This window comes from aff. Roholtiella sp. LEGE 12411 (assembly GCF_015206995.1).
Classification (GTDB): domain Bacteria; phylum Cyanobacteriota; class Cyanobacteriia; order Cyanobacteriales; family Nostocaceae; genus Komarekiella.
The window spans coordinates 38,584-59,121 of sequence record NZ_JADEXR010000024.1; the positions used below are offsets into that span (position 1 = coordinate 38,584).

The following is a 20,538-nucleotide window of genomic DNA, read 5'->3' on the forward strand; positions in this document are numbered from 1 at the left end:
TGTTGGGCAAAAACCTGTATTTTAATATACGTTTCGCCTCGTTACCAAACTCCAGTTTAATAACGTCTTTTGAGAAGCTCCGCCTAATAACGAGGGGTACTAAATTCTTCTTAATACTCAATACCTAATCCTTTTTATTAAGAAATATTGTTATTTTGTATAATATCAACCATTGTTTGATTTCTTTTGTGAATAAGTTGCCAGCAAAAATTAAAAGCTAAAATTAAGTAAATGGTGTGTCTGTCGCTACTAACAATCCCAAAAATCTTTTCCAGCAAGTAAACCAATCAATAAATATGGATCGTCGGAATTTTCTAAAGTATGCCACTTTAGCAGGATCTAGTTTTGCCTTGGCTAGCTGTATTCAGGGTAGAAATTCCAATTCACAGAGTCAAGTGTCCCCCTCGGCATCGCCTGTGGTAGGAAATGAACCCTTAAAGGTGGGATTTGTTTATGTAGGCCCTGTAAGGGATTTTGGCTGGACTTATGCCCATGATTTAGGTCGCAGAGAAATGGAAGCCAATCTTCAGGATAAGGTAAAAACTACCTTTGTCGAAAATGTCAACGAGGGCGCTGATGCGGAGAGGGTAATTCGCCAACTGGCATTAGATAGCAACAAGTTAATTTTTACAACTTCCTCCGGTTACATGAACCCGACAATTAAAGTCGCCAAAGATTTTCCCAACGTGGTCTTTGAACACTGTACCGGATACAAACGTACTGCCAATGTTGGCACTTATTTAGGACGCTTTGAAGAACCGCGATACTTAACCGGTATGATTGCTGGGAAAATGACCAAATCTAATGTAGTTGGTTTTATCGGAGCCTACCCCATTCCGGAGGTCATTAGAGGGATAGGTGCATTCGCCCAAGGACTGCGAGCAACAAATCCCCAAGGAAAAGTTAGGGTGCTTTGGGTGCAAAGCTGGTACGATCCAGTTAAAGAAAGAGACGCAGCTCAAGCTTTGATCAATTTAGATGCGGATGTGATGACGCAGCATACTGACTCAGGCGCTGTTGTGCAACTGGCTGAGGAAAAAGGCATTTATGCTTTTGGTTACAATATTGATATGAGTAAGTTCGGTCAAAAAGCACATCTGACATCTGCAATGAATAAATGGGGCAAATTTTATACAGATAAAGCTTTGGCTGTGATGAGTGGTACATGGCAATCACAAGCGGTTTGGGATGGTATTGGTGAAGGGATGGTAGATATTTCCCCAATGAATCAAGCGATTCCGGCTGATGTGCAACAATTAGTGAACACAAAGCGTGATGAGTTTATTCAAGGTGTTGCTCATCCTTTTGATGGCCCAGTGACAGACCAAAAGGGAGTAGTGCGAGTACCAAAAGGCAAGGTGTTAGATGATCAGGGACAACTAGCGATGGATTGGTATGTTGAAGGGATTGAAGGGTCAATTCTCAAGGATAAATCCTAATCCTATTTCATGTCTCTGGCGAGATAAAAGCTTTGTCAGAAATCTTATTTTTTATTTAATAATAGAAATTCAGTTACAGTTATATGAGTGTTAAATAAAGTGTATTTATATACTCAATCTCTAATTAATACAAATGTGAGGAATGTCAAATCTTGTTAAGCATAAATCCCGCGATCGCGAAAAGGGCCGGTTTTACAGCGATCGCAAACTCAAACGCCAGCCTTTTGGTTTACTTTTAGTGGTTTTGGTTTGGAGTCTAGCTATGGGTTGGCTTCTGTCCTCGGCTACTAGCGCTATAAGTGCTACTCCCACTTCCGAAATTGGCACCGTGGACATAGTACCTGCACAGTACCAATTGGGGCAACAACTGTATGTGGAAAACTGTTCCACTTGTCACATAGCTTTGCCACCAGCAGTCTTACCCAGCCAAACTTGGAAAAATCTCCTGCAAGACTCGCAGCACTACGGCGCACAACTACAACCTCTAGTCGATCCGCCGCGGGTTTTGGTATGGAAATATCTTTCGACTTTCTCCCGTACCCAACTAAAAGAGGAAGAAACACCCTACCGCGTCAACAACTCACGTTATTTCAAAGCTTTGCATCCAAAAGTCAAGCTACCACGTCCCGTGCAAATTGGCAGCTGTGTTAGCTGTCATCCCAGCGCTAGTGAGTTCAATTTTCGCCGCATTAAAGAAGAAGGATAGGGAGTGGGGGAAGGGGATAGGGGATAGAGGGACAAGAAAATATTATGACTAATATATTTTTTAGTTACCTCCTCCACTCCTCGCACTGCGGCGATCGCTACCTTAGCATGGGTAGCCTTCCGTGTCCTGAGATGGGGGCGAAATGATACTATGAAGGAAGTCTAAATATAAGATAAGAGTTAAAACCAATCATTTAGTAAACTGATTAGCTGGTTTTGCTCCTGTTTTTGAGTTAATTCTCATTTGACACCCATCAAGAATAAGACGGCTCAGTTGGGTTAAACGTTTATAATTAATGCCACTCATTTAATCCCTATCCCCCTTGATTCAGTTCCATAACCTGCCATGCTAAAAATATTGTTGGGCGACCCCAACGCTCGTAAGCTTAAAAAATACCAACCTTACATTACTGAAATTAACCTTTTAGAGGAAGAAATTAGAGCTACTTCCGATGATGAGTTAAAAGGTAAAACCGCAGAGTTTAAAGGGCGGCTTGCTCAAGGCGAAGCTCTGGATGACATTTTGCCAGAAGCTTATGCTGTTGTCCGGGAAGCAGGACGCCGAGTCTTAGGCTTGCGGCATTTTGATGTCCAACTATTAGGTGGTGTCATTCTGCATATAGGGCAAATTGCCGAAATGAAAACAGGTGAAGGTAAAACCCTAGTCGCCACCTTACCGAGTTATTTAAATGCCCTTAGTGGTAAAGGTGTACATGTCGTCACCGTTAACGATTACCTAGCTCGCCGGGACGCGGAATGGATGGGACAGGTGCATCGGTTCTTGGGGTTAAGTGTGGGGCTAATCCAGGCAAGCATGACTCCCAGTGAACGCCAGAGAAACTATGAGTGCGACATTACCTATGTTACCAACAGCGAGGTAGGCTTTGACTATCTGCGTGATAACATGGCGACATCAATGGCAGATGTAGTGCAACGCCCGTTCAATTACTGCGTGATTGACGAAGTAGACTCGATTTTAATTGATGAAGCACGGACACCACTGATTATTTCCGGGCAGGTGGAAAGACCTACAGAAAAATACCTGCAAGCAGCTGAAATAGCATTGACTCTCAAAAAAGACGAGCATTACGATGTAGATGAAAAAGCTCGGAACGTATTGCTGACAGATGAAGGCTTTGCAGAAGCAGAAAATCTTTTGGGAGTCACAGATTTATTTGACCCAGAAGATCCTTGGGCACACTTCGTTTTTAATGCAATTAAAGCCAAAGAACTGTTCTTGAAGGACGTAAACTATATCGTCCGCAACGGGGAAGTGGTGATTGTAGATGAATTTACCGGTCGAGTCCTCCCCGGAAGGCGTTGGAGTGATGGACTACACCAAGCTATTGAAGCCAAAGAACACGTAGAAATTCAGCCAGAAACTCAAACTTTGGCGACGATTACCTATCAAAATCTGTTTTTGTTGTATCCAAAACTGGGTGGGATGACGGGAACCGCAAAGACGGAAGAACCGGAGTTTGAAAAAATTTACAAACTAGAAGTTGCGGTAATTCCCACCAACCGTGACAGACGACGCGAAGACTTGTCTGATATGGTCTTTAAGACAGAACCAGGTAAGTGGGGAGCGATCGCAAAAGAATGTGCCGAAATGCACGAAATCGGCAGACCCGTATTAGTAGGAACCACTAGTGTAGAAAAATCTGAGTATCTCAGCCGATTACTCAAGCAACTAGAGATTCCCCACGAACTACTCAACGCCAGACCAGAAAACGTCGAACGTGAAGCAGAGATAGTCGCCCAGGCAGGGCGCAAAGGTGCTGTAACTATTGCTACCAACATGGCTGGTAGGGGTACAGACATTATCCTGGGTGGTAACTCCGAATACATGGCACGTCTAAAGCTGCGGGAATACTTTATGCCGCGGATTGTTCAGCCAGAAGATGAAGATGTGTTTAGTGTGCAAAAAGCTGGTGGTCTGCCGAGTGCAAGTAGTGGTGGTCAAGGTTTTGTTCCTGGAAAAAAAGTCAAAACTTGGCGGGCTTCCCCAGAAATTTTCCCTACCCAGTTGACAAAAGAGACAGAACAGCTATTAAAAGAAGCAGTAGAAATTGCGGTACGTGAGTATGGTGAACGCAGCTTACCCGAACTAGAAGCAGAAGACAAGGTAGCTGTGGCAGCAGAAAAAGCTCCCATCGACGATCCGGTGATCCAGAAATTGCGGGAAGCTTATAACCGCGTCAAGCAAGAGTACGAACAATTCACTACCCGCGAACATAACGAAGTAGTGGAAATCGGCGGTTTGCACGTCATTGGTACAGAACGCCACGAATCGCGACGAATTGACAACCAGTTGCGCGGACGTGCAGGACGACAAGGCGACCCTGGTACAACGAGATTCTTCCTCAGTTTAGAGGATAACTTGCTGCGGATTTTTGGTGGCGATCGCGTTGCTGGATTAATGAATGCCTTCCAAGTCGAAGAAGATATGCCCATTGAATCTGGAATGCTCACCCGCAGTTTGGAAGGCGCACAAAAAAAAGTCGAAACTTACTACTACGACATCCGTAAACAGGTATTTGAGTACGACGAGGTAATGAACAACCAACGTCGCGCCATCTACGCCGAACGCCGCCGGGTGTTAGAAGGTCAAGATTTAAAAGAACAAGTAATCAAGTACGCCGAAAAAACGATGGATGACATCGTTGACTACTACATCAACGTAGACTTGCCTTCTGAAGAGTGGGAGCTAGAAAAGTTGGTTGAGAAGGTCAAAGAATTCGTCTATCTGCTAGCAGATTTACAGGCAAATCAATTAGAAGATATGTCTGTTAGTGAGATTAAAGCCTTCCTCCACGAACAGGTGCGGATTGCCTACGACCTCAAAGAAGCGCAGATTGACCAAATTCAGCCAGGACTTATGCGCCAAGCCGAACGCTTCTTTATTTTGCAACGCATTGATACCCTGTGGCGAGAACACTTGCAACAAATGGATGCCTTGCGCGAATCGGTGGGATTACGTGGCTATGGTCAAAAAGACCCGCTGATTGAGTATAAGAGTGAAGGTTATGAATTGTTCTTGGATATGATGGTCAACATCCGCCGAGATGTGGTGTATTCGTTGTTCATGTTCCAGCCACAGCCTCAGCCCCCAATGCAAACACCATCAGAGGTGGTATAAGTAGGGAATATTTAACGCAGAGACGCAGAGGCACAGAGAGTGCTTTTGCGTCTTTGTTTTATGCTAAGGCACTTGCCAAGAATAAATCAGCCCAGCCGTCGCTTTCGCCCTCAAGGCGAAAGCGCCTAAATCTCTCGGTTTTGCCAAAAATATTATTGATACGGCTGGGCTGATTTATTTATTGGATCTCCCTAAAAGTAAAACGTTAGTTTTGTGGATATGAGTCAATTTGTGAGTTCAATGCAGAAGGTACTACCTCTATTAAAATTTAAAACATGAATATTCAAGAAGCTTTTAATACTGCCGCAACAGATTATGACAATCTACGTAGTATCCTAATTCCTTGTTTTGATGACTTTTACAAAACTGCTGTTGAGATCATCCCAGGTAAGCGCACTACACCTTTGAAGGTTTTAGATTTGGGTGCTGGTACTGGACTTTTCTCAGGTATGGTTCAGGCAATGTTTCCCAATGCAGAATTCACCTTGCTGGACTTAGCTGGTGAGATGTTAGAGAAAGCTAAGTCTCGATTTAGCAAAATGGGTAAATCTCCCAAAATCTTGATTGGTAACTACGCTGAGGCTAATTTGGGTGGTTCCTATGACCTTGTAATTTCTGCCTTATCGATTCACCATCTCTGCGATGCTGACAAGGAACGTCTTGATCAGCGGATTTACAACGTCCTCAATCCAGGAGGGATGTTTGTCAATGCTGATCAGGTTTTGGGCAAAACTCCTAATTTAGAAAAACTCTATCGCCAGAACTGGCTGGATTCTGTCCGCGCTTTGGGTATCTCAGAGGAAGCTCTTAAAGCTGCACAAAAACGTATGGAATACGATCGCATGGCAACCCTGGATATTCAGCTAAGCTGGCTAGAAGCCGCAGGTTTTGAAGATGTGGATTGCTGGTATAAAAATTTTAGCTTTGCCGTATTTGGGGGCTACCGACCAACTAATCCGTAAGGCGAAGTAGATTTGCATCAACACGGTTTCCACTTTTTGTATAAGTTCAACTAGCAGAATAGAAAATTATTGTGAAAGTGCGATCGCAAACTGATTCTTCCTGTTAAGCTTTGCTGTGTATTTTTAGGAGCTGTATATGACTAACCCACAGCAGGAAGCTATTATCGACGCAATTTTGGCAGATAGTTTAGCAAAGCAAGAACAGAAAGGGCCCGATCTGCGACAACTTCACCCTAAAAGTCACGGTTTGCTTTGGGGAGAATTTATCATTGAAGAAAATCTTCCTGAAACGTTGCAAGTTGGTGTTTTTAAAACTGTGCGAAATTATCCTGTTTGGATTCGTTTTTCTAATGCTGGAGGATTAGAGGAAAGAGGAAAGTTCAAGCCTGATAAAGAACCTGATGTTCGTGGTATGGCAATTAAATTGATGAATGTGGAAGGAGAGAAAGTTCTGGATGATGAAGAAAAAACCCAGGATTTTGTACTTGTAAATAGCGCCATCTTTTTTCTGCGGAATCTGCAAGGTTATGTTGACCTTGCCAAGTTACAAAAGGGAGAACTCGATCCAGCTTCGATGTCATACGAGCTTGGACTTTTAGCAAAGATGAACGCACATCAAGTTTCTAATCCTTTGAGTATCCACTACTGGAGTACAACCTCTTATCAATTGGGAAACCAAGCGATCAAGTTTTCTGTAAGTCCCCATTCTGATAACGAAACTTCTCACTCACCTGCTGACTCAGAGAACTATCTACGAGAGGCAATAGTTAACCAGCTGACAACTGAAGGCAAGGATGCCTATTTTGACTTCCTAGTTCAGTTGTATGTAAATGATGAGAAAACTCCTATTGAAGACTCAACAATTGAGTGGCAACAGACAGACTCACCATTTGTTAAAGTGGCAACAATTAAGATTCCCAGTCAAATATTTAATACTGAGGAACGCAAAAGACTAGATGAGGGTTTGTCATTTACGCCTTGGCATACACTACCTGAACATCAGCCACTTGGTGTATTAAATCTAGCTCGCAAGAAGATTTACCAAGAAGCGACTCGGAATCGCCGTGAGCATATTCAGCAGCGTCTGAGAGAGCCTCAACCCTATGACCAAAATGATTCGTAACTCGTAGTTCGTAATTACAGCGTTTTTCTTGTAGAACTGGTATTGTTCACTCTAGGATTTGTGGTCTACTCATTCTGAAAAGCGCTGTAACTCAAAATACTAGCACTTTTCCTTGTTATATCTAATTATAAATAGTAGCCTATTGAACATCTTACCCTGACAGTCAAACCAAATTAAGCGAGAAAGATATGTCACAGCAAATTATCGATTTCGATACCAATTCACCGATTGCGGCAGATGAATACGAGCAAATAGTACGTCTGGCATTGCCGGGTTATGAAGTAATGCATACTTTTGTGCAGGCTTGTTTGCGCTCCTGTTTATCGGAAACAGCAAATTTATTAATTGTCGGTGCAGGTGGGGGAATGGAGCTAGTTCGCTTGGGGCAAGGCAATCCCCAGTGGGAGCTTTTGGGTGTTGATCCTTCAGCAAAGATGTTGGCGATCGCACAGCAAAAAATAACTCAACATCAACTATCTAAACGTATTAAAATCATTCAAGGATATGTTCAAGATTTACCAGATTATCTCGTCTATGATGCAGCCACGAGCATTTTAGTAATGCATTTTATCCCAGGTGAAGATGGTAAACTTGCTTTCTTACAAGGGATTGCTCAACGTTTAAAAACATCGGCACTGTTTATTTTAGTTGATGTTTTTGGTACAAAAGGAAGCCCTGAATTAGAAAAAATTATTGCTACGCTTCACGCCTATTGGAAAGAAACAGGGCTTTCTGTAGACAAGCAGAAGCAACTCCTGGAAAGCTTCAATAATGCTATTTATCCGCTCTCAGAAGCGAAAATTTTAGAACTGCTTCAGCAAGCAGGTTTCAGCCGTGTGATTCGCTTCTATACTGGGCTGTGGGTAGGTGGTTGGATGGCATTTAAGGGATAGTTAAATGAAGCATCAATCACCTATTGAAAAAATACTGAAAGAATTTGGAGAAAATTATGTAATTAATTTTGTCTGATTACTTATCTGTGTTCATCTGTGGTTAATTATTTTTTTCTCTACCTTACCCATGCGAGAACTGCCACACCCAATCTCCCAATGCCCTTTACGCGTATTGTTTGAGTCCAGCCAAATCAGCAACCACAGAGGCTAACTCGTCTAAGTTTATTGGCTTGGATAGATATATTTGAAAACCTGTTAACAATGCACGTATGTGCCCTTCCTCGCTAGCAGATGCGGTTACAGCAATAGCTGGAATCCTTCTTTCTCGCCCTGATTCCAGATTTCTGGCTTTCAAGAGCAGCGAGTAACCGTCTTCATCTGGTAAGCAGATGTCAATTATAAGGATATCTGGTTTAAAAAATGACATAATCTCCATAGCTTCACCTGCCGAAGCAGCCGTTATAATCTCTGCTCCGTCCAATTCAAATAGAAAGGTAAGTAACGTCCTCGTATCAGGGTCATCATCGACAACGAGCAGGCGTAGACCTTTGAAAAATGCGGATTCGCTAGACATTAATTCCCCCGACCGTGTAATTTTTACACTTGGAACAGCAATTACATAAAGATGCACACTTTTTTTAGATTAAATCTAATCATTTAGTTGAGTCTGTCCGGTTTCGCACATAGATAATCAAAAAATTTATCTAGAATTGCGCCTAGGCTTATTGCTCAGTAATCGAGTAAATTCGTCTTGTATGACCCGATAACACTCACAAGAAGTAGCCTCCAAAGTCTCTCGATTGAGGATGCTAATGCGACCACGGTTATAGCGGATTATGCCTGCTCGGCTAAGGGTGCTAGCTGCTACTGTGACACCGGAGCGGCGCACACCGAGCATCTGGGCAATAAGTTCTTGAGTGAGTAGAAAATCCACTGATTCCAAACGGTCAGTAATCGTTAGCAGCCAACGAGCGAGCCTTTCCTCCAGTGTATGAAGACGATTGCAGGCAACCCCTTGTGCAAGTTCAGTATATTGGGCTTGTACATAGCGCAGCAGCAGGCTCTGAAGTGCTCCACCCCGGTTGAACTCTGTTTTGAGTACATCTGCATCCATCCGCATAGCACCATCTGCGACTTGTACCATAGCTGTTGTGGTTGTTGTGTCGCCTCCTAAAATTACGGGGATACCTACCATGCCTTCATTGCTCACTATTCCAGCTTCAACTGTTGAGCCATCTTCCATAATCGTGACTATAGAAATCATTGATTGATTGGGAAAATAGACGTGTGTGATGGGTTCTCCTGCCTCGTAAATAATTTGGTTAAATGAGAGTTCAACAAATTTCAAGTGGGGAATTAGACGCTCATACTCAGAGGTAGGCAAAGCTGCGAGCAGTTTGTTTGCTGGCTGCTTCAAAATATTTTCGTTAACTGACATTAGGATTCTCCTTAAGATAGCCCACCCTAGAAAAGGCAACTTAAGGCATAAGGAGAAAAAATAAAATTTTATTCCTAACGTCCAAAAGAGTATTTCCTAAAGATATTTTTGCAATAAAAACTAATTAATATTTCTATTGACTTAATTTCTAGCTTAACATGATGACATTAGCTATTTATATTATGAAAAAAAATATAATTGTGAACTAAATAAGTCTCATGTAACACATAGATTTTTTATATCTGAATGTAGACAGTAAAATAATCTCAATTTACTTAGCAAAAGACCATTTTTGACAAGTTAAGCTTGTATGGCGTTTTTTAAGAGACTTTTAGAAATAATCTGAAAGAAAAACTTATTAGAGCGTCGTTACCTTTTAGGAAAGGCAGCAACAATTAACTTAACGTTAGGTTTTCGTTACGCAAATGACTAATCTGTTGAGATGATAAGCAGTGTCATTGAGTAACCAATTAGTGACCCCATTCTAAGGTAATTTCCAGATTGGCTGTGGAAGTACCTTTGGATAGCAAAGGTATGAGCTTACCTGATTCAATACAAATTTCTACACCAAATTTTACACTTGCCCTGTCTGGCTTAGCTTTATGTACTACTTCTGCAATTTCCTTAGTAAGAGATTCTATAGCAACGGTTAGTTCATTAAAGGGTTGAGTTTGAAAATTTATTTTGCGTTCGCCGATTAGTGTAGCTTCAACTCGGATATGTGTACCATCAGCAAGTTCTACCGAAATAATTCTAGTTTGGAGTTCCATGTTGATTTGACTGGATTACTCTGCTTTTATAACATTCAATCACTAGTATTCAAGAGAACTTTTAATTTCCAGGTAGCCTCGGCTCCCTGTTGTACGTAAGCACCCTATCCTGATGTTAAGCAGGGAGCACCAGGGAATAACCTAAATTTACCCAGTCAACTCACTCCCACGTTCATTGCGGCTAAAAATGCTTTCTGGCTAACATCTTTGTAAACTACATCCAAATAGCTCATTACCACATCACTAGAATTTAGGTTTGCGATATTTTCTGCCTCTTTCGCTAAGGGAATTGCTCCTAATACATCTAATATCGTCTCACTACTTGACGGCGCAATCACTACCAAAGATGACTCTAGTGGCTCGTTATATTGCCAGAAAGCATCAATTTTTACCGAGTATTGGTTGTTGGGAACTAACTGTTGAGTCTCAGGCGTTTCAATAGTCTGAGCTTCAACCTTAACACCACGTAATTTTCGTAAATCGCTAATAATTTGCTCTTTTGTACGTCCACGCAATTGAAATAGTACAAACGGGTCTTCACTGAAGCGATCGCCTAACTGATAATAAATAGCACCAATATGTTTGCAAGGATTTGCTTTATCAGGACAAGAGCATTTACTGTGGATATCAGAGAGGGTAAAAGGAAATAAGGAAAGACCATTAGCTGTGAACACTTCTTCAATATTTTGTGGCATTTCTCCTGCTAGCAACTTAGCAGCAAAAGTTACTTTATGTGACATTGTTTCAATTATATAACCCCACTGTTCATCACTAAAGGGGTCAAGGGAAAGGGAAACTTTATAAGGTTCTGCTTCACTACCTTGTACTCTAGCCAAGACTTTTGCACCTTTAAACTCGATGCTCAAGATATTTCCCTGACGAGCATAGTTTCTCGCACGTTCTAAACGCTTTTTAAACCGATAAGAATCTAGCAAATCAAGCCATCGTTGTGACCACCATTCTCGACTTGCCTGAAGGGTATAATTAGTCATGATTTTCCAATTTTATTAATTAAGTATTAGTGAGTAAATATCCCACGTTGTCAAGACGTTTTATTTTATCAAAGTTGAGAATTATATGTTTTTCAGGTGGGTTAAGAGACGTTGCATTGTAGAGACGTTGCATTGTAGAGACGTTGCATTGTAGAGACATTGCATTGTAGAGACGTTGCATTGTAGAGACGTTGCATTGTAGAGACGTTGCATTGTAGAGACGTTGCATTGTAGAGACGTTGCATTGTAGAGACGTTGCATTGTAGAGACGTTGCAATGCAACGTCTCTACTTATTCTGCATCTTCATCAATTACTGCATTGCGATCAAGTAATAGTAAATTACGGAGCTGATTTGTATCTAGTTCAGTCAGCCATTCTTCACCTGCACCTACAACTTGTTCTGCCAATTGTTTCTTACTTTCAATCATGTCATGAATTTTCTCTTCTAAAGTGCCAGTACAGACAAATTTATGTACTTGTACGTTGCGAGTTTGACCAATACGAAATACCCTATCTGTAGCTTGATTTTCTACGGCTGGGTTCCACCATCTATCAAAGTGAAATACATGATTTGCTCGTATTAAATTCAGTCCTACGCCACCTGCTTTCAATGAAAGAATCATAATTGGCGGCCCTTGAGGATCGTGTTGAAAACGGTCAATCATTTCCTCGCGTTGTTTTTTACTGGTACTCCCATATAAAAACAATATTTCTCGCCCAAGTTTTTTTTCTAGATGGGGTTTGAGTAATTTACCCCACTCAGCAAATTGAGTGAAGATTAAAGCATGATCGCCTTCTGCTAAAACCTCTTCTAACATTTCTTCTAGCCGCAGAAGTTTGGCGGAATTATGTTGCTCTAATGTAGCTTGTTTCAAATATTGGGCTGGGTGATTGCAGATTTGTTTGAGCTTGATTAGTAAAGCCAAAATCATTCCCCGACGTTGTAATCCTTCAGCCGATTCAATTTCTGCCAAAGATTGTTCTACAACTTTTTGATAAAGCGCAGCTTGTTCCGCAGTCAAACCGCAAAAGACGGTCATTTCTTGCTTATCTGGCAAGTCTTGAATGATTTCGCGATCGCTTTTCAGACGGCGCAGAATAAATGGTTGGACTAATGCACGTAACTGACTCAAAGAAGCTGTATCACCATACTTTTCAATTGGCATGGCAAACCGCCGTTGAAAAAATTGTCGCTTACCCAAATATCCAGGATTGAGAAAATCTAAAATCGACCACAATTCCTGTAATCTATTTTCTACTGGTGTACCCGTCAAAGCAACCCGAAATGTAGTTTCTAATTGTCTGACTGCTTGTGACTGCTTCGCATCGGGATTTTTGACATTCTGCGCTTCGTCTAAAACAATTGCTTGCCAAGAAAGGCTTTGTAATGACTTGATATCTCGATAAATTAATGAGTAACTAGTAATGACTAAATCGTGCTTTTGAACTGCTTCGACAAAGGCTTTCCCTTTAGGTCGTTTATCACCGTGATACTGCAAAACCTTCAGCGTTGGCGCGAATTTCTTAACTTCCCTTTCCCAGTTTCCTAAAACAGAAGTTGGACAAACTAGTAAAGTTGGCTTTTCTAATGCACCTTGTTCTTTCAAATGCAGAAGAAAGGCGATAAACTGAATGGTCTTACCCAATCCCATATCGTCGGCTAGACACGCGCCCAAGCCCCAACGCTCCAAGAAGGCTAGCCAAGCAGCACCTCGTTCTTGATACGGCCGCAACTGTCCCTGAAAGCCACTAGGTGTAGGTAAAGGTGCGATCGCTTGATTATTGGCTAGGGCCCCAATTAATTCTTGCAATGCTCCAGATGCTTCAAAGCTGACTACTGGTAACTTTTCAATAACTTGGGTATCCCCTGTACTAAGACGCAAAGCATCTTCTAAAGAAAGCGCCATTTGGTCTTTGCGAGAGGCGAAAAAGGCTTGGGCTGTCTTGATATCTTGGGGACGCAACTCCACCCACTCGCCGTTAATTTCTACAAGTGGGCTATTCAATGCCACAAGTTTATCAAACTCGGTTTTAGAAATAGTCTGTCCGCCAATTCCCAATTGCCATTGAAAATTCAACAGACTCTGTAACCCCAAACTTCCTTGTTTTTTCTTGGGAGTTTCAGCAGTAATTTTCAATCCCAAACGGTTCGCCCATCCTTCGCGGTTTGCCAAACTTGGAGGTAAAATCACGCCCAAACCACTATCTTCCAGCCTCCAAGCCACAGACTTAATAAACTCATACGCCTGTATGGGACTGAGACGACAAGATTGGGGATATTCAGTTTCTAAGCTGGATGCGAGCGCGGGATACAATCTTGAAGCTAATCCCAAACCACCCAAAAATGTTTCTTGAGGTTCGTCAATTGTCCGATTTTCATAAACCAATCGCTCAACGGGATTGTTCCAAATAGTTGCTGCATCCACCAATAACTCTGGATTATCAGCCGCCTGAAGGAAATACGCCAATATCCAATCTGTTTCCCCAGGCTCCGGGGAACGCAGTTGAAAACAGGTGCGAAACAGAGTTTTTAGAGCTAATTGGTATTGTAGCGGCATAGTCCAAGCTTTGAGCGCCGCTTCCAGTCGTTCAACTCCAATTGCATCTGTGTTCACTATATGAGATGCACTAGTTAAAGATTGCAACCACTGTCGCACCGCAGACGGTAGAGATGCCATCACCTTGGCTTCCATTGGAGGTTGAGAACTCACCATTTCTCGCACTTGGGCATCTATCGTACTATTGAGAAATCCCAACAACAATTCTTGAGGTTTGATGAGGAAGTCCACTACTAGGTGAGAAGATAAGAAAGATATTGCTCCCCCCTGTTCCCCTCTTTCCCTCTCCCCTTTCTCTTCTCCTTGATAAGTGCGGCAAGCTAATGGCATCTTCGCCGAAAATTTTTCTAGGCGGGTTCCGTCTACAGCACTGTCTAAGAGTACTTGCCACTTCGCAGCGATAGAATCATCAGATTGCTGTTGAATTGTCGGTAAAAATTTACAGCGCGAGATTAAATCTAAACTCCAGCGGGCGGCTTGCGACCAAAAACGTAGATCTCCTCCCCAAAAGGCATCCTCTCCATTAACAGCATTTAAGGGAATAGAAGTGAGAAATTTTATCGCTGCGGTGGGATTAAGACAAAAACCCTCAACTCGCCACGGTTGTAAATATTGTGGGGATTCTGTTTCCAAGTCTACTGTGGTAGAGGCAGAATGTACTGGGGAAATTAATACCGTTCCCCCGTTACTTTCTGAAATATAAGTTGGTAGAGAAATTATTTGGGAGTGCGTTGGTAAATTTAATTCAGTAGTATTTGCGCCTTTGCGAGTTCGCCCTGTATTCGCGAAGGTAGCTTGCGGTTGCTGCGTTAAGTCGGCAATTGTCATGTTCTGCGATCGCAACCACTCGCTTAACTCAACTAATGTCATTGCCAATGGATGTGGTGGCACATCTGGCGATGCACTCAAATCGAAATTTACCCGCGACGATCGCCAAATTTCGCCCCAAACAAATAAACAACCATTTTGATTTTTTAATAACCAATTACCGTGTAAGATCGCCATTTGCTAATTAATTGTATTTTCACCAACTTCAAGCAGGAAATATTTGTTTTTTCTACTTAATTGCTGTGTTGTAAATCATTCATTTAATCATACAATTAAATATAATAAGAACATCAAATTAGTCAGGCATCATAAATATTATTAATCATGATATTTTCCATTACACTTTGGCAATCGTTAGAATTTCAGACTATTGGGCGTATTCCCGGTGCAGTAAAGCTAAAAGATAAACAAGTGGTAGACCCATTGTCGATGTATCGTCCTTGGCATTGAACGACTTGTGCATCTTTGTATGTAACAAAGGTCAGCCATAGGGCATAAATGTTAGGATTGCCACAGAGAGAGAATAGCGAAAGAGAAGGAAAAAAAACTGAATGGCAGAAGTTGATAAGTCAATATCCTTCGATGGACGGGATATTCGGCTGAAGGTCGGCCTATTAGCTCCCCAGGCTGGTGGGTCAGTTTTGATACAATCGGGGGACACTGCGGTTTTGGTGACGGCTACGCGATCGCAAGCCAGAGAAGGCATTGATTTTCTTCCGCTCACAGTAGACTACGAAGAAAGGCTATATGCCGCTGGTAGAATTCCCGGAGGAATTATGCGCCGGGAAGGTCGTCCACCAGAAAAAACAATTCTCACCAGCCGTCTTATAGATCGTCCCTTGCGTCCTCTGTTCCCTTCATGGTTACGGGATGACCTGCAAGTTATTGCCCTAACGCTATCGATGGATGAGCTAGTACCACCCGATGTACTGGCGGTTACTGGGGCTTCAATTGCTACCCTAATTGCCCAAATTCCCTTTAATGGGCCAATGGCGGCAGTGCGGGTTGGTTTAGTGGGAGATGATTTCATTATTAACCCCACTTATGCAGAAATTGAAGCTGGAGACTTAGATCTGATCGTAGCAGGTTCACCACATGGCGTGATCATGGTGGAGGCAGGAGCAAATCAGTTACCAGAGCGAGATATTATCGAGGCGATTGATTTTGGCTACGAAGCGGTACGGGACTTAATTAAAGCGCAGCAAGATTTATTGGCAGAATTGGGTCTACAAGTAGTGCAAGAAGCACCACCAGAGGTAGACCAGACGCTGGAAAACTATATCAGCGATCGCGCCAGCAGCGAAATTAAAAAAATCTTGTCGCAATTTGAATTCACCAAACCGGAACGCGATGCAGCTTTGGATATTGTCAAAGACACAATTGCAACTGCGATCGTTGAACTACCAGAACAAGACCCAGTTAAAATTGCCGCAACTATAAACAGCAAGGCACTTGGTAACACTTTTAAAGACATTACCAAGAAGTTCATGCGCCGACAAATCATCGAAGATAACGTCCGCGTTGATGGTCGCAAACTCGATGAAGTACGTCCCGTTTCTTGTTTAGTTGGTGTTTTACCAAAGCGAGTCCACGGCAGTGGGTTATTTAACCGGGGACTAACTCAGGTATTATCCACTTGTACTTTGGGTACACCAGGGGATGCCCAAAACCTCAACGATGACATGCAGCTAGATCAACAAAAACGTTATCTGCATCATTACAACTTCCCGCCTTTCTCAGTCGGGGAAACCAAGCCAATGCGTGCGCCAGGAAGGCGTGAAATCGGTCACGGGGCATTAGCAGAGCGATCGCTCTTACCTGTACTACCATCGAAAGAACAATTTCCCTACGTGATTCGCATCGTATCGGAAGTACTTTCCTCCAACGGTTCCACCTCCATGGGTTCGGTGTGCGGTTCCACCCTAGCCTTAATGGATGCTGGTGTACCAATTCTCAAACCCGTCAGTGGCGCAGCAATGGGTCTGATTAAGGAAGGCGACGAAGTACGAGTCCTAACCGACATTCAGGGCATTGAAGACTTTTTAGGCGACATGGACTTCAAAGTTGCCGGGACAGATGCTGGGATTACTGCCCTGCAAATGGATATGAAAATCTCCGGACTGTCTTTGGAGGTTATCGCCCAAGCCGTCCATCAAGCCAAATCAGCCAGGCTGCACATTCTGGAAAAAATGCTCGCCTGCATTGAGCAACCACGCATTGAAACCTCACCCTATGCCCCACGTCTGTTAACAATCAAGATTGATTCAGACATGATTGGTCTGGTTATCGGCCCCGGAGGCAAGACTATCAAGGGCATTACCGAGGAAACCGGTGCAAAAATTGACATCGAAGATGACGGCACCGTGACGATTTCCGCTGTGGATGAGAGCAAGGCAAAAAGAGCACGTAACATCATCCAAGGTATGACCCGCAAGCTGCATGAAGGGGATGTCTACGTAGGACGCATTACTCGGATTATACCAATAGGTGCATTTGTGGAATTTTTGCCTGGAAAAGAAGGCATGATCCATATTTCTCAACTAGCTGACTACCGTGTTGGTAAAGTTGAGGATGAAGTAGCAGTCGGAGACGAAGTAATTGTCAAAGTGCGCGAAATTGACAATAAAGGTCGGATTAATCTCACACGTTTGGGTATCCACCCAGATCAAGCAGCTGCGGCGCGAGAAGCTGCGGCAGTGAATCGTTAAATCGATTTAGGATTTTAGATTGCATCTAAAATCCGCGATGCCAACGCATTTGGCATCGCCGTATGCTTCTCTGAATCAATTGTCAAGAAGATTATGGAGCCGAACGACTGAAGTCGCGGCTATAAAAACAAAGCCTGCTTTCGCAGGCTCGACGAAATTATCCCAATTGAAAAAAATGTGACAGATAAACCATTGTAGAGACGTTGCAATGCAACGTCTCTACCAAAGGATTTTTTGCAATCATTTAATTCTTTTATTAGAAATATTAGGAATATAGTTTCGCCTCCAACTCTTTTAGTTGGCGTTTAGGATCATTTTTATTTCCCCCAAGAAATTTCCAAGCTGCATAACCTGCGCCAAATGCAACAACGGCAGCCCCTCCAGTCATAACACCAACCCCGCCAAGAGCTGCCATAGCAGCACTATAAGCTGCCGCTCCTGATAAAGCACTAATCGCTGTACCTGTACCAGCCACACCAAAGGCGCTCATAGCGGCCCAAGCTGTTCCAACAGCCGCTGCACTACTTGCAACTCCTACTCCTGCTGCGATTCCTAAATTCTTTTTCTCTTCAGAACCCATTTGAGCAATAGAAGCAACAGACACTAGAGCTGCTGCACCAATCAAAGCAGCTCCACCGGTGGCTACGGTTAATCCGCCTAACATTCCTAAGCCACCCGTAGCAACAGAACCACCCCCTAATAAAGCTAAGGTTGCATTAGTTGCTGCACCTCCAAAAAAAGTACCAAATGCTGCTCCTGTTCCTGCTTTTGCGCCTATAGTTGTACCGATTGTTGTAACAGCAGGAACAACCCCAGATGCTTTTTTAACTGAGTCATAAACTTTTTTTACTTTGGCAAAGATATCATCATCTTTTTGATTCTTTCCTTGACGGTTGGTTACTGGCTCACGCATCAACTTGTAAATTACTTTACAATCATCTGGGATATCAGAATTTAATATGAGTGAATCTAATGAAATCAAGACCTCTTGTTCAGAAACTTCTTTAGCATCTCTAAGTTGAGAGTAGGCATCAAGTAGCTTGGATTTGTCTATACTGCTGGTGGAAGTACTAGAGGAACTATTAATTAAATCAACAATAAATAAATCAGTAGTAATTGCCCTAGATGTAACACTGTACTGAAAGTAAAATTCTTTGAGTTCGTTCGCAAGTGAAGAACTCTGAATAATAGAATCAAGATTATTAAGAACGTCAAAATCAGCTATACCTTCTCCTGCTCTGATACATTGGTATATTCCTTGCACTGACTGCTTCTCAGCTTCACTTAATTGAGATTTAGTCAAGGCATCTTCCAGACATTGTTCAATTTTTATCAATTTACAACTTTGACTAGAAATATTGTAGCGCTCACCAACTGATGACTCAGCCTTCGAGGAAGAAACTATAAAATCTAATAAGTGCAGAGCAGCTAAATCCTCAATGTAATTGGCATCTTTGATTAACTGATAGATTCTTCTACATCTGATTTGGCTTTCTAGCTTAATATCTGCATTGGTTATCAATGAATTTACTGATTCTTCTATATTCAGATTTTGATCAAATAAAGTGTGTAGAATCAGGACAACATTATTTCCCTGCAAACCACACTTTTTCATGCGTAATTTACCGCCTTCGGCAGTATTGGCTGGAATCTTGACTTCATAGCTTTTTCCTGACCTTAATATAACTCTTTGAGTTCCACCCTCGCTGGCTGTCTGATAAGGTACAAAGACGTGATAGAACTCATCTTGTGAAAATTCTCTATTTGCCTGTGTCATGGTTTATTAATAAATGAAAATAATTCGCTAACAAAAATACTACCCAACTATCACCATGCTTGAAGTGATGAACATCCGAACAAACACTGATAAAAATGCTTATTCATTTACAATTATTACCCAAAAACACGTTTTTTTCTAGCATTGGTTTTTCCTAGCCTGGGTAGGCTAGCTTTGTTCATGTAACCGCGATTTCAGCCGTATGGCTCATCTAGTCAACTACAAATACTCATTTTGTCAGTTTGTCTATTTAAGCTATGTCTGGTAAATAAAATAAATAGTCTACATGATCGGCTGTTATTCTTACACTTGACACAAAGCATTGTGAGTGCTAAACGTCTGCCAGAAACCATTGCCCATGTCAAAATTACCCGCCAATCTTGGCAACACGGCTTCCTTGAGGGCGAAGTAAGTGCAGGTGACTTTGAATGGCATTTCCAGTGGCATTTCCGCCGGGGAGAACTTTCCGTTAAGCCTTCCCAAGGTCGTGCCTTAATTAAAGAACCTCTTGGTCGCTTCTTGGAGCAACAAGATTACCAGCTAGAGCCTGGAGGAGACTATGCTTTTACTATTCGGGCAGAACTGTAGTCAATCAGTTAACTCTTAACTGATTCAGTTAGCCGATTTAAATATCTTTCGATCAAGAGAATGGCAACAATGTCATCTATTGGCCGTGGTGGCTGTCGCATACTCTGTGGCAATAGCTTTGTTAGCCCTTTAGGCGGGTACATCTGCCAATAGCGATCGCGTGCTTCTAAAGTTGTATAGCGCTCATCTACTAAAATAATATTCAGCGGTTCGGCTAATTCCTGAGACATTCGCTGTTTCCACTGTTTAGCTGTGGTTTGGTCGCCCATGACCATCAAAGAGATGGGAAACTTTTGACGCAGTGTATCAATAGTAGCGATCGCTTCTTTTGCAGGCACAACCTGGTGATAGTAGAGTTGCCGATCCAGTCCCATCACTGCTAAACCACACTTATCTCGACCTGGATCAAAGCCCAAGATGACTGGTTGTGTTGGCGAAAATTCACGGAAAGTCATATAAAATTAGCTAAGATCCTAACTAATAATAGTGTTTGACATACTCCCCACCATTGAATGGTGGGGATTCTAGGCTCAAACAGCAATTGCAGGCAAAGCCCGACTTACATCGCCTAACCCAATGGTTGATGCCCCAACCATTTGAATATTGAGTGCGGCGTT

The 20,538-nt window shown here is 42.4% G+C and carries 16 protein-coding genes; 9 read left to right on the plus strand and 7 right to left on the minus strand.

Going from position 1 to position 20,538, the window contains the following annotated elements; genetic code table 11:
• Nucleotides 1-296 precede the first annotated feature (296 nt).
• The 6 genes from IQ246_RS08070 (at nt 297) to IQ246_RS08095 (ending at nt 8,261) form a co-directional block, all read left to right on the plus strand.
• On the plus strand, nt 297-1,439 hold the full coding sequence (locus IQ246_RS08070; RefSeq protein WP_194001811.1) for a BMP family ABC transporter substrate-binding protein: 1,143 nt from the start codon (nt 297-299) through the stop codon (nt 1,437-1,439).
• Nucleotides 1,440-1,581: 142 nt separating this feature from the next.
• On the plus strand, nt 1,582-2,145 hold the full coding sequence (locus IQ246_RS08075; protein WP_194001813.1) for a cytochrome C: 564 nt from the start codon (nt 1,582-1,584) through the stop codon (nt 2,143-2,145).
• A 345-nt stretch (nt 2,146-2,490) separates the two neighbouring features.
• Complete coding sequence (gene secA, locus IQ246_RS08080; RefSeq protein ID WP_194001815.1) at nt 2,491-5,283, plus strand: preprotein translocase subunit SecA; 2,793 nt, start codon at nt 2,491-2,493, stop codon at nt 5,281-5,283.
• A 275-nt stretch (nt 5,284-5,558) separates the two neighbouring features.
• Nucleotides 5,559-6,245: a class I SAM-dependent methyltransferase gene (locus IQ246_RS08085; RefSeq protein ID WP_194001817.1), complete on the plus strand. Its 687-nt coding sequence runs from the start codon at nt 5,559-5,561 to the stop codon at nt 6,243-6,245.
• A 136-nt stretch (nt 6,246-6,381) separates the two neighbouring features.
• Complete coding sequence (locus tag IQ246_RS08090; protein WP_194001819.1) at nt 6,382-7,368, plus strand: catalase family protein; 987 nt, start codon at nt 6,382-6,384, stop codon at nt 7,366-7,368.
• Between the two features lie 188 nt (nt 7,369-7,556).
• On the plus strand, nt 7,557-8,261 hold the full coding sequence (locus IQ246_RS08095) for a class I SAM-dependent methyltransferase (RefSeq protein ID WP_194001821.1): 705 nt from the start codon (nt 7,557-7,559) through the stop codon (nt 8,259-8,261).
• 163 nt (nt 8,262-8,424) lie between these two features.
• On the opposite strand, the gene IQ246_RS08100 is transcribed toward IQ246_RS08095, so the two are convergent.
• The 5 genes from IQ246_RS08100 to IQ246_RS08120 all read right to left on the minus strand — a co-directional run bounded on the left by IQ246_RS08100 (nt 8,425) and on the right by IQ246_RS08120 (nt 15,025).
• Complete coding sequence (locus IQ246_RS08100; RefSeq protein ID WP_194001823.1) at nt 8,425-8,835, minus strand: response regulator; 411 nt, start codon at nt 8,833-8,835, stop codon at nt 8,425-8,427.
• A 126-nt stretch (nt 8,836-8,961) separates the two neighbouring features.
• The gene (locus tag IQ246_RS08105; RefSeq protein ID WP_194001825.1) at nt 8,962-9,699 is read right to left on the minus strand and encodes a Crp/Fnr family transcriptional regulator; all 738 of its coding nucleotides are present in this window, start codon (nt 9,697-9,699) and stop codon (nt 8,962-8,964) included.
• 470 nt (nt 9,700-10,169) lie between these two features.
• A complete protein-coding gene (locus IQ246_RS08110) occupies nt 10,170-10,469 on the minus strand; it encodes a CU044_2847 family protein (RefSeq protein ID WP_194001827.1) in 300 nt (99 codons plus the stop codon).
• A 155-nt stretch (nt 10,470-10,624) separates the two neighbouring features.
• Nucleotides 10,625-11,461: an SWIM zinc finger family protein gene (locus tag IQ246_RS08115; RefSeq protein WP_194001829.1), complete on the minus strand. Its 837-nt coding sequence runs from the start codon at nt 11,459-11,461 to the stop codon at nt 10,625-10,627.
• Between the two features lie 291 nt (nt 11,462-11,752).
• Nucleotides 11,753-15,025 carry a DEAD/DEAH box helicase gene (locus IQ246_RS08120; RefSeq protein ID WP_194001831.1) on the minus strand — a complete coding sequence of 1,091 codons (3,273 nt, stop codon included), beginning with the start codon at nt 15,023-15,025 and terminating at the stop codon, nt 11,753-11,755.
• Nucleotides 15,026-15,172: 147 nt separating this feature from the next.
• On the opposite strand from IQ246_RS08120, the gene IQ246_RS30805 reads away from it, so the two are divergent.
• Complete coding sequence (locus IQ246_RS30805) at nt 15,173-15,298, plus strand: hypothetical protein (protein WP_255515496.1); 126 nt, start codon at nt 15,173-15,175, stop codon at nt 15,296-15,298.
• A gap of 101 nt (nt 15,299-15,399) precedes the next feature.
• Nucleotides 15,400-17,556, plus strand: a complete 2,157-nt coding sequence (locus IQ246_RS08130; RefSeq protein WP_194001833.1) for a polyribonucleotide nucleotidyltransferase — start codon at nt 15,400-15,402, stop codon at nt 17,554-17,556.
• Between the two features lie 265 nt (nt 17,557-17,821).
• Here IQ246_RS08130 and IQ246_RS08135 read toward each other — a convergent pair whose 3' ends face one another.
• Nucleotides 17,822-19,333: a hypothetical protein gene (locus IQ246_RS08135; RefSeq protein ID WP_194001843.1), complete on the minus strand. Its 1,512-nt coding sequence runs from the start codon at nt 19,331-19,333 to the stop codon at nt 17,822-17,824.
• 324 nt (nt 19,334-19,657) lie between these two features.
• Between IQ246_RS08135 and IQ246_RS08140 the strand changes: the two genes are divergently transcribed.
• Nucleotides 19,658-19,921: a DUF3146 family protein gene (locus tag IQ246_RS08140; protein WP_194001835.1), complete on the plus strand. Its 264-nt coding sequence runs from the start codon at nt 19,658-19,660 to the stop codon at nt 19,919-19,921.
• Between the two features lie 8 nt (nt 19,922-19,929).
• Here the strand turns inward: IQ246_RS08140 and IQ246_RS08145 are convergent, their stop codons facing one another.
• Nucleotides 19,930-20,376, minus strand: coding sequence for a pre-16S rRNA-processing nuclease YqgF (locus tag IQ246_RS08145; RefSeq protein ID WP_194001837.1), 447 nt, complete (start codon nt 20,374-20,376; stop codon nt 19,930-19,932).
• Between the last annotated feature and the right edge of the window lie 162 nt (nt 20,377-20,538).

Bases quoted from the DNA above. Each gene is read 5' to 3' on its own strand.
- IQ246_RS08070 (WP_194001811.1), top strand. From the start codon at position 297: ATGGATCGTCGGAATTTTCTAAAGTATGCCACTTTAGCAGGATCTAGT.
- IQ246_RS08075 (WP_194001813.1), top strand. From the start codon at position 1,582: ATGTCAAATCTTGTTAAGCATAAATCCCGCGATCGCGAAAAGGGCCGG.
- secA (WP_194001815.1), top strand. From the start codon at position 2,491: ATGCTAAAAATATTGTTGGGCGACCCCAACGCTCGTAAGCTTAAAAAA.
- IQ246_RS08085 (WP_194001817.1), top strand. From the start codon at position 5,559: ATGAATATTCAAGAAGCTTTTAATACTGCCGCAACAGATTATGACAAT.
- IQ246_RS08090 (WP_194001819.1), top strand. From the start codon at position 6,382: ATGACTAACCCACAGCAGGAAGCTATTATCGACGCAATTTTGGCAGAT.
- IQ246_RS08095 (WP_194001821.1), top strand. From the start codon at position 7,557: ATGTCACAGCAAATTATCGATTTCGATACCAATTCACCGATTGCGGCA.
- IQ246_RS08100 (WP_194001823.1), bottom strand. From the start codon at position 8,835: ATGTCTAGCGAATCCGCATTTTTCAAAGGTCTACGCCTGCTCGTTGTC.
- IQ246_RS08105 (WP_194001825.1), bottom strand. From the start codon at position 9,699: ATGTCAGTTAACGAAAATATTTTGAAGCAGCCAGCAAACAAACTGCTC.
- IQ246_RS08110 (WP_194001827.1), bottom strand. From the start codon at position 10,469: ATGGAACTCCAAACTAGAATTATTTCGGTAGAACTTGCTGATGGTACA.
- IQ246_RS08115 (WP_194001829.1), bottom strand. From the start codon at position 11,461: ATGACTAATTATACCCTTCAGGCAAGTCGAGAATGGTGGTCACAACGA.
- IQ246_RS08120 (WP_194001831.1), bottom strand. From the start codon at position 15,025: ATGGCGATCTTACACGGTAATTGGTTATTAAAAAATCAAAATGGTTGT.
- IQ246_RS30805 (WP_255515496.1), top strand. From the start codon at position 15,173: ATGATATTTTCCATTACACTTTGGCAATCGTTAGAATTTCAGACTATT.
- IQ246_RS08130 (WP_194001833.1), top strand. From the start codon at position 15,400: ATGGCAGAAGTTGATAAGTCAATATCCTTCGATGGACGGGATATTCGG.
- IQ246_RS08135 (WP_194001843.1), bottom strand. From the start codon at position 19,333: ATGACACAGGCAAATAGAGAATTTTCACAAGATGAGTTCTATCACGTC.
- IQ246_RS08145 (WP_194001837.1), bottom strand. From the start codon at position 20,376: ATGACTTTCCGTGAATTTTCGCCAACACAACCAGTCATCTTGGGCTTT.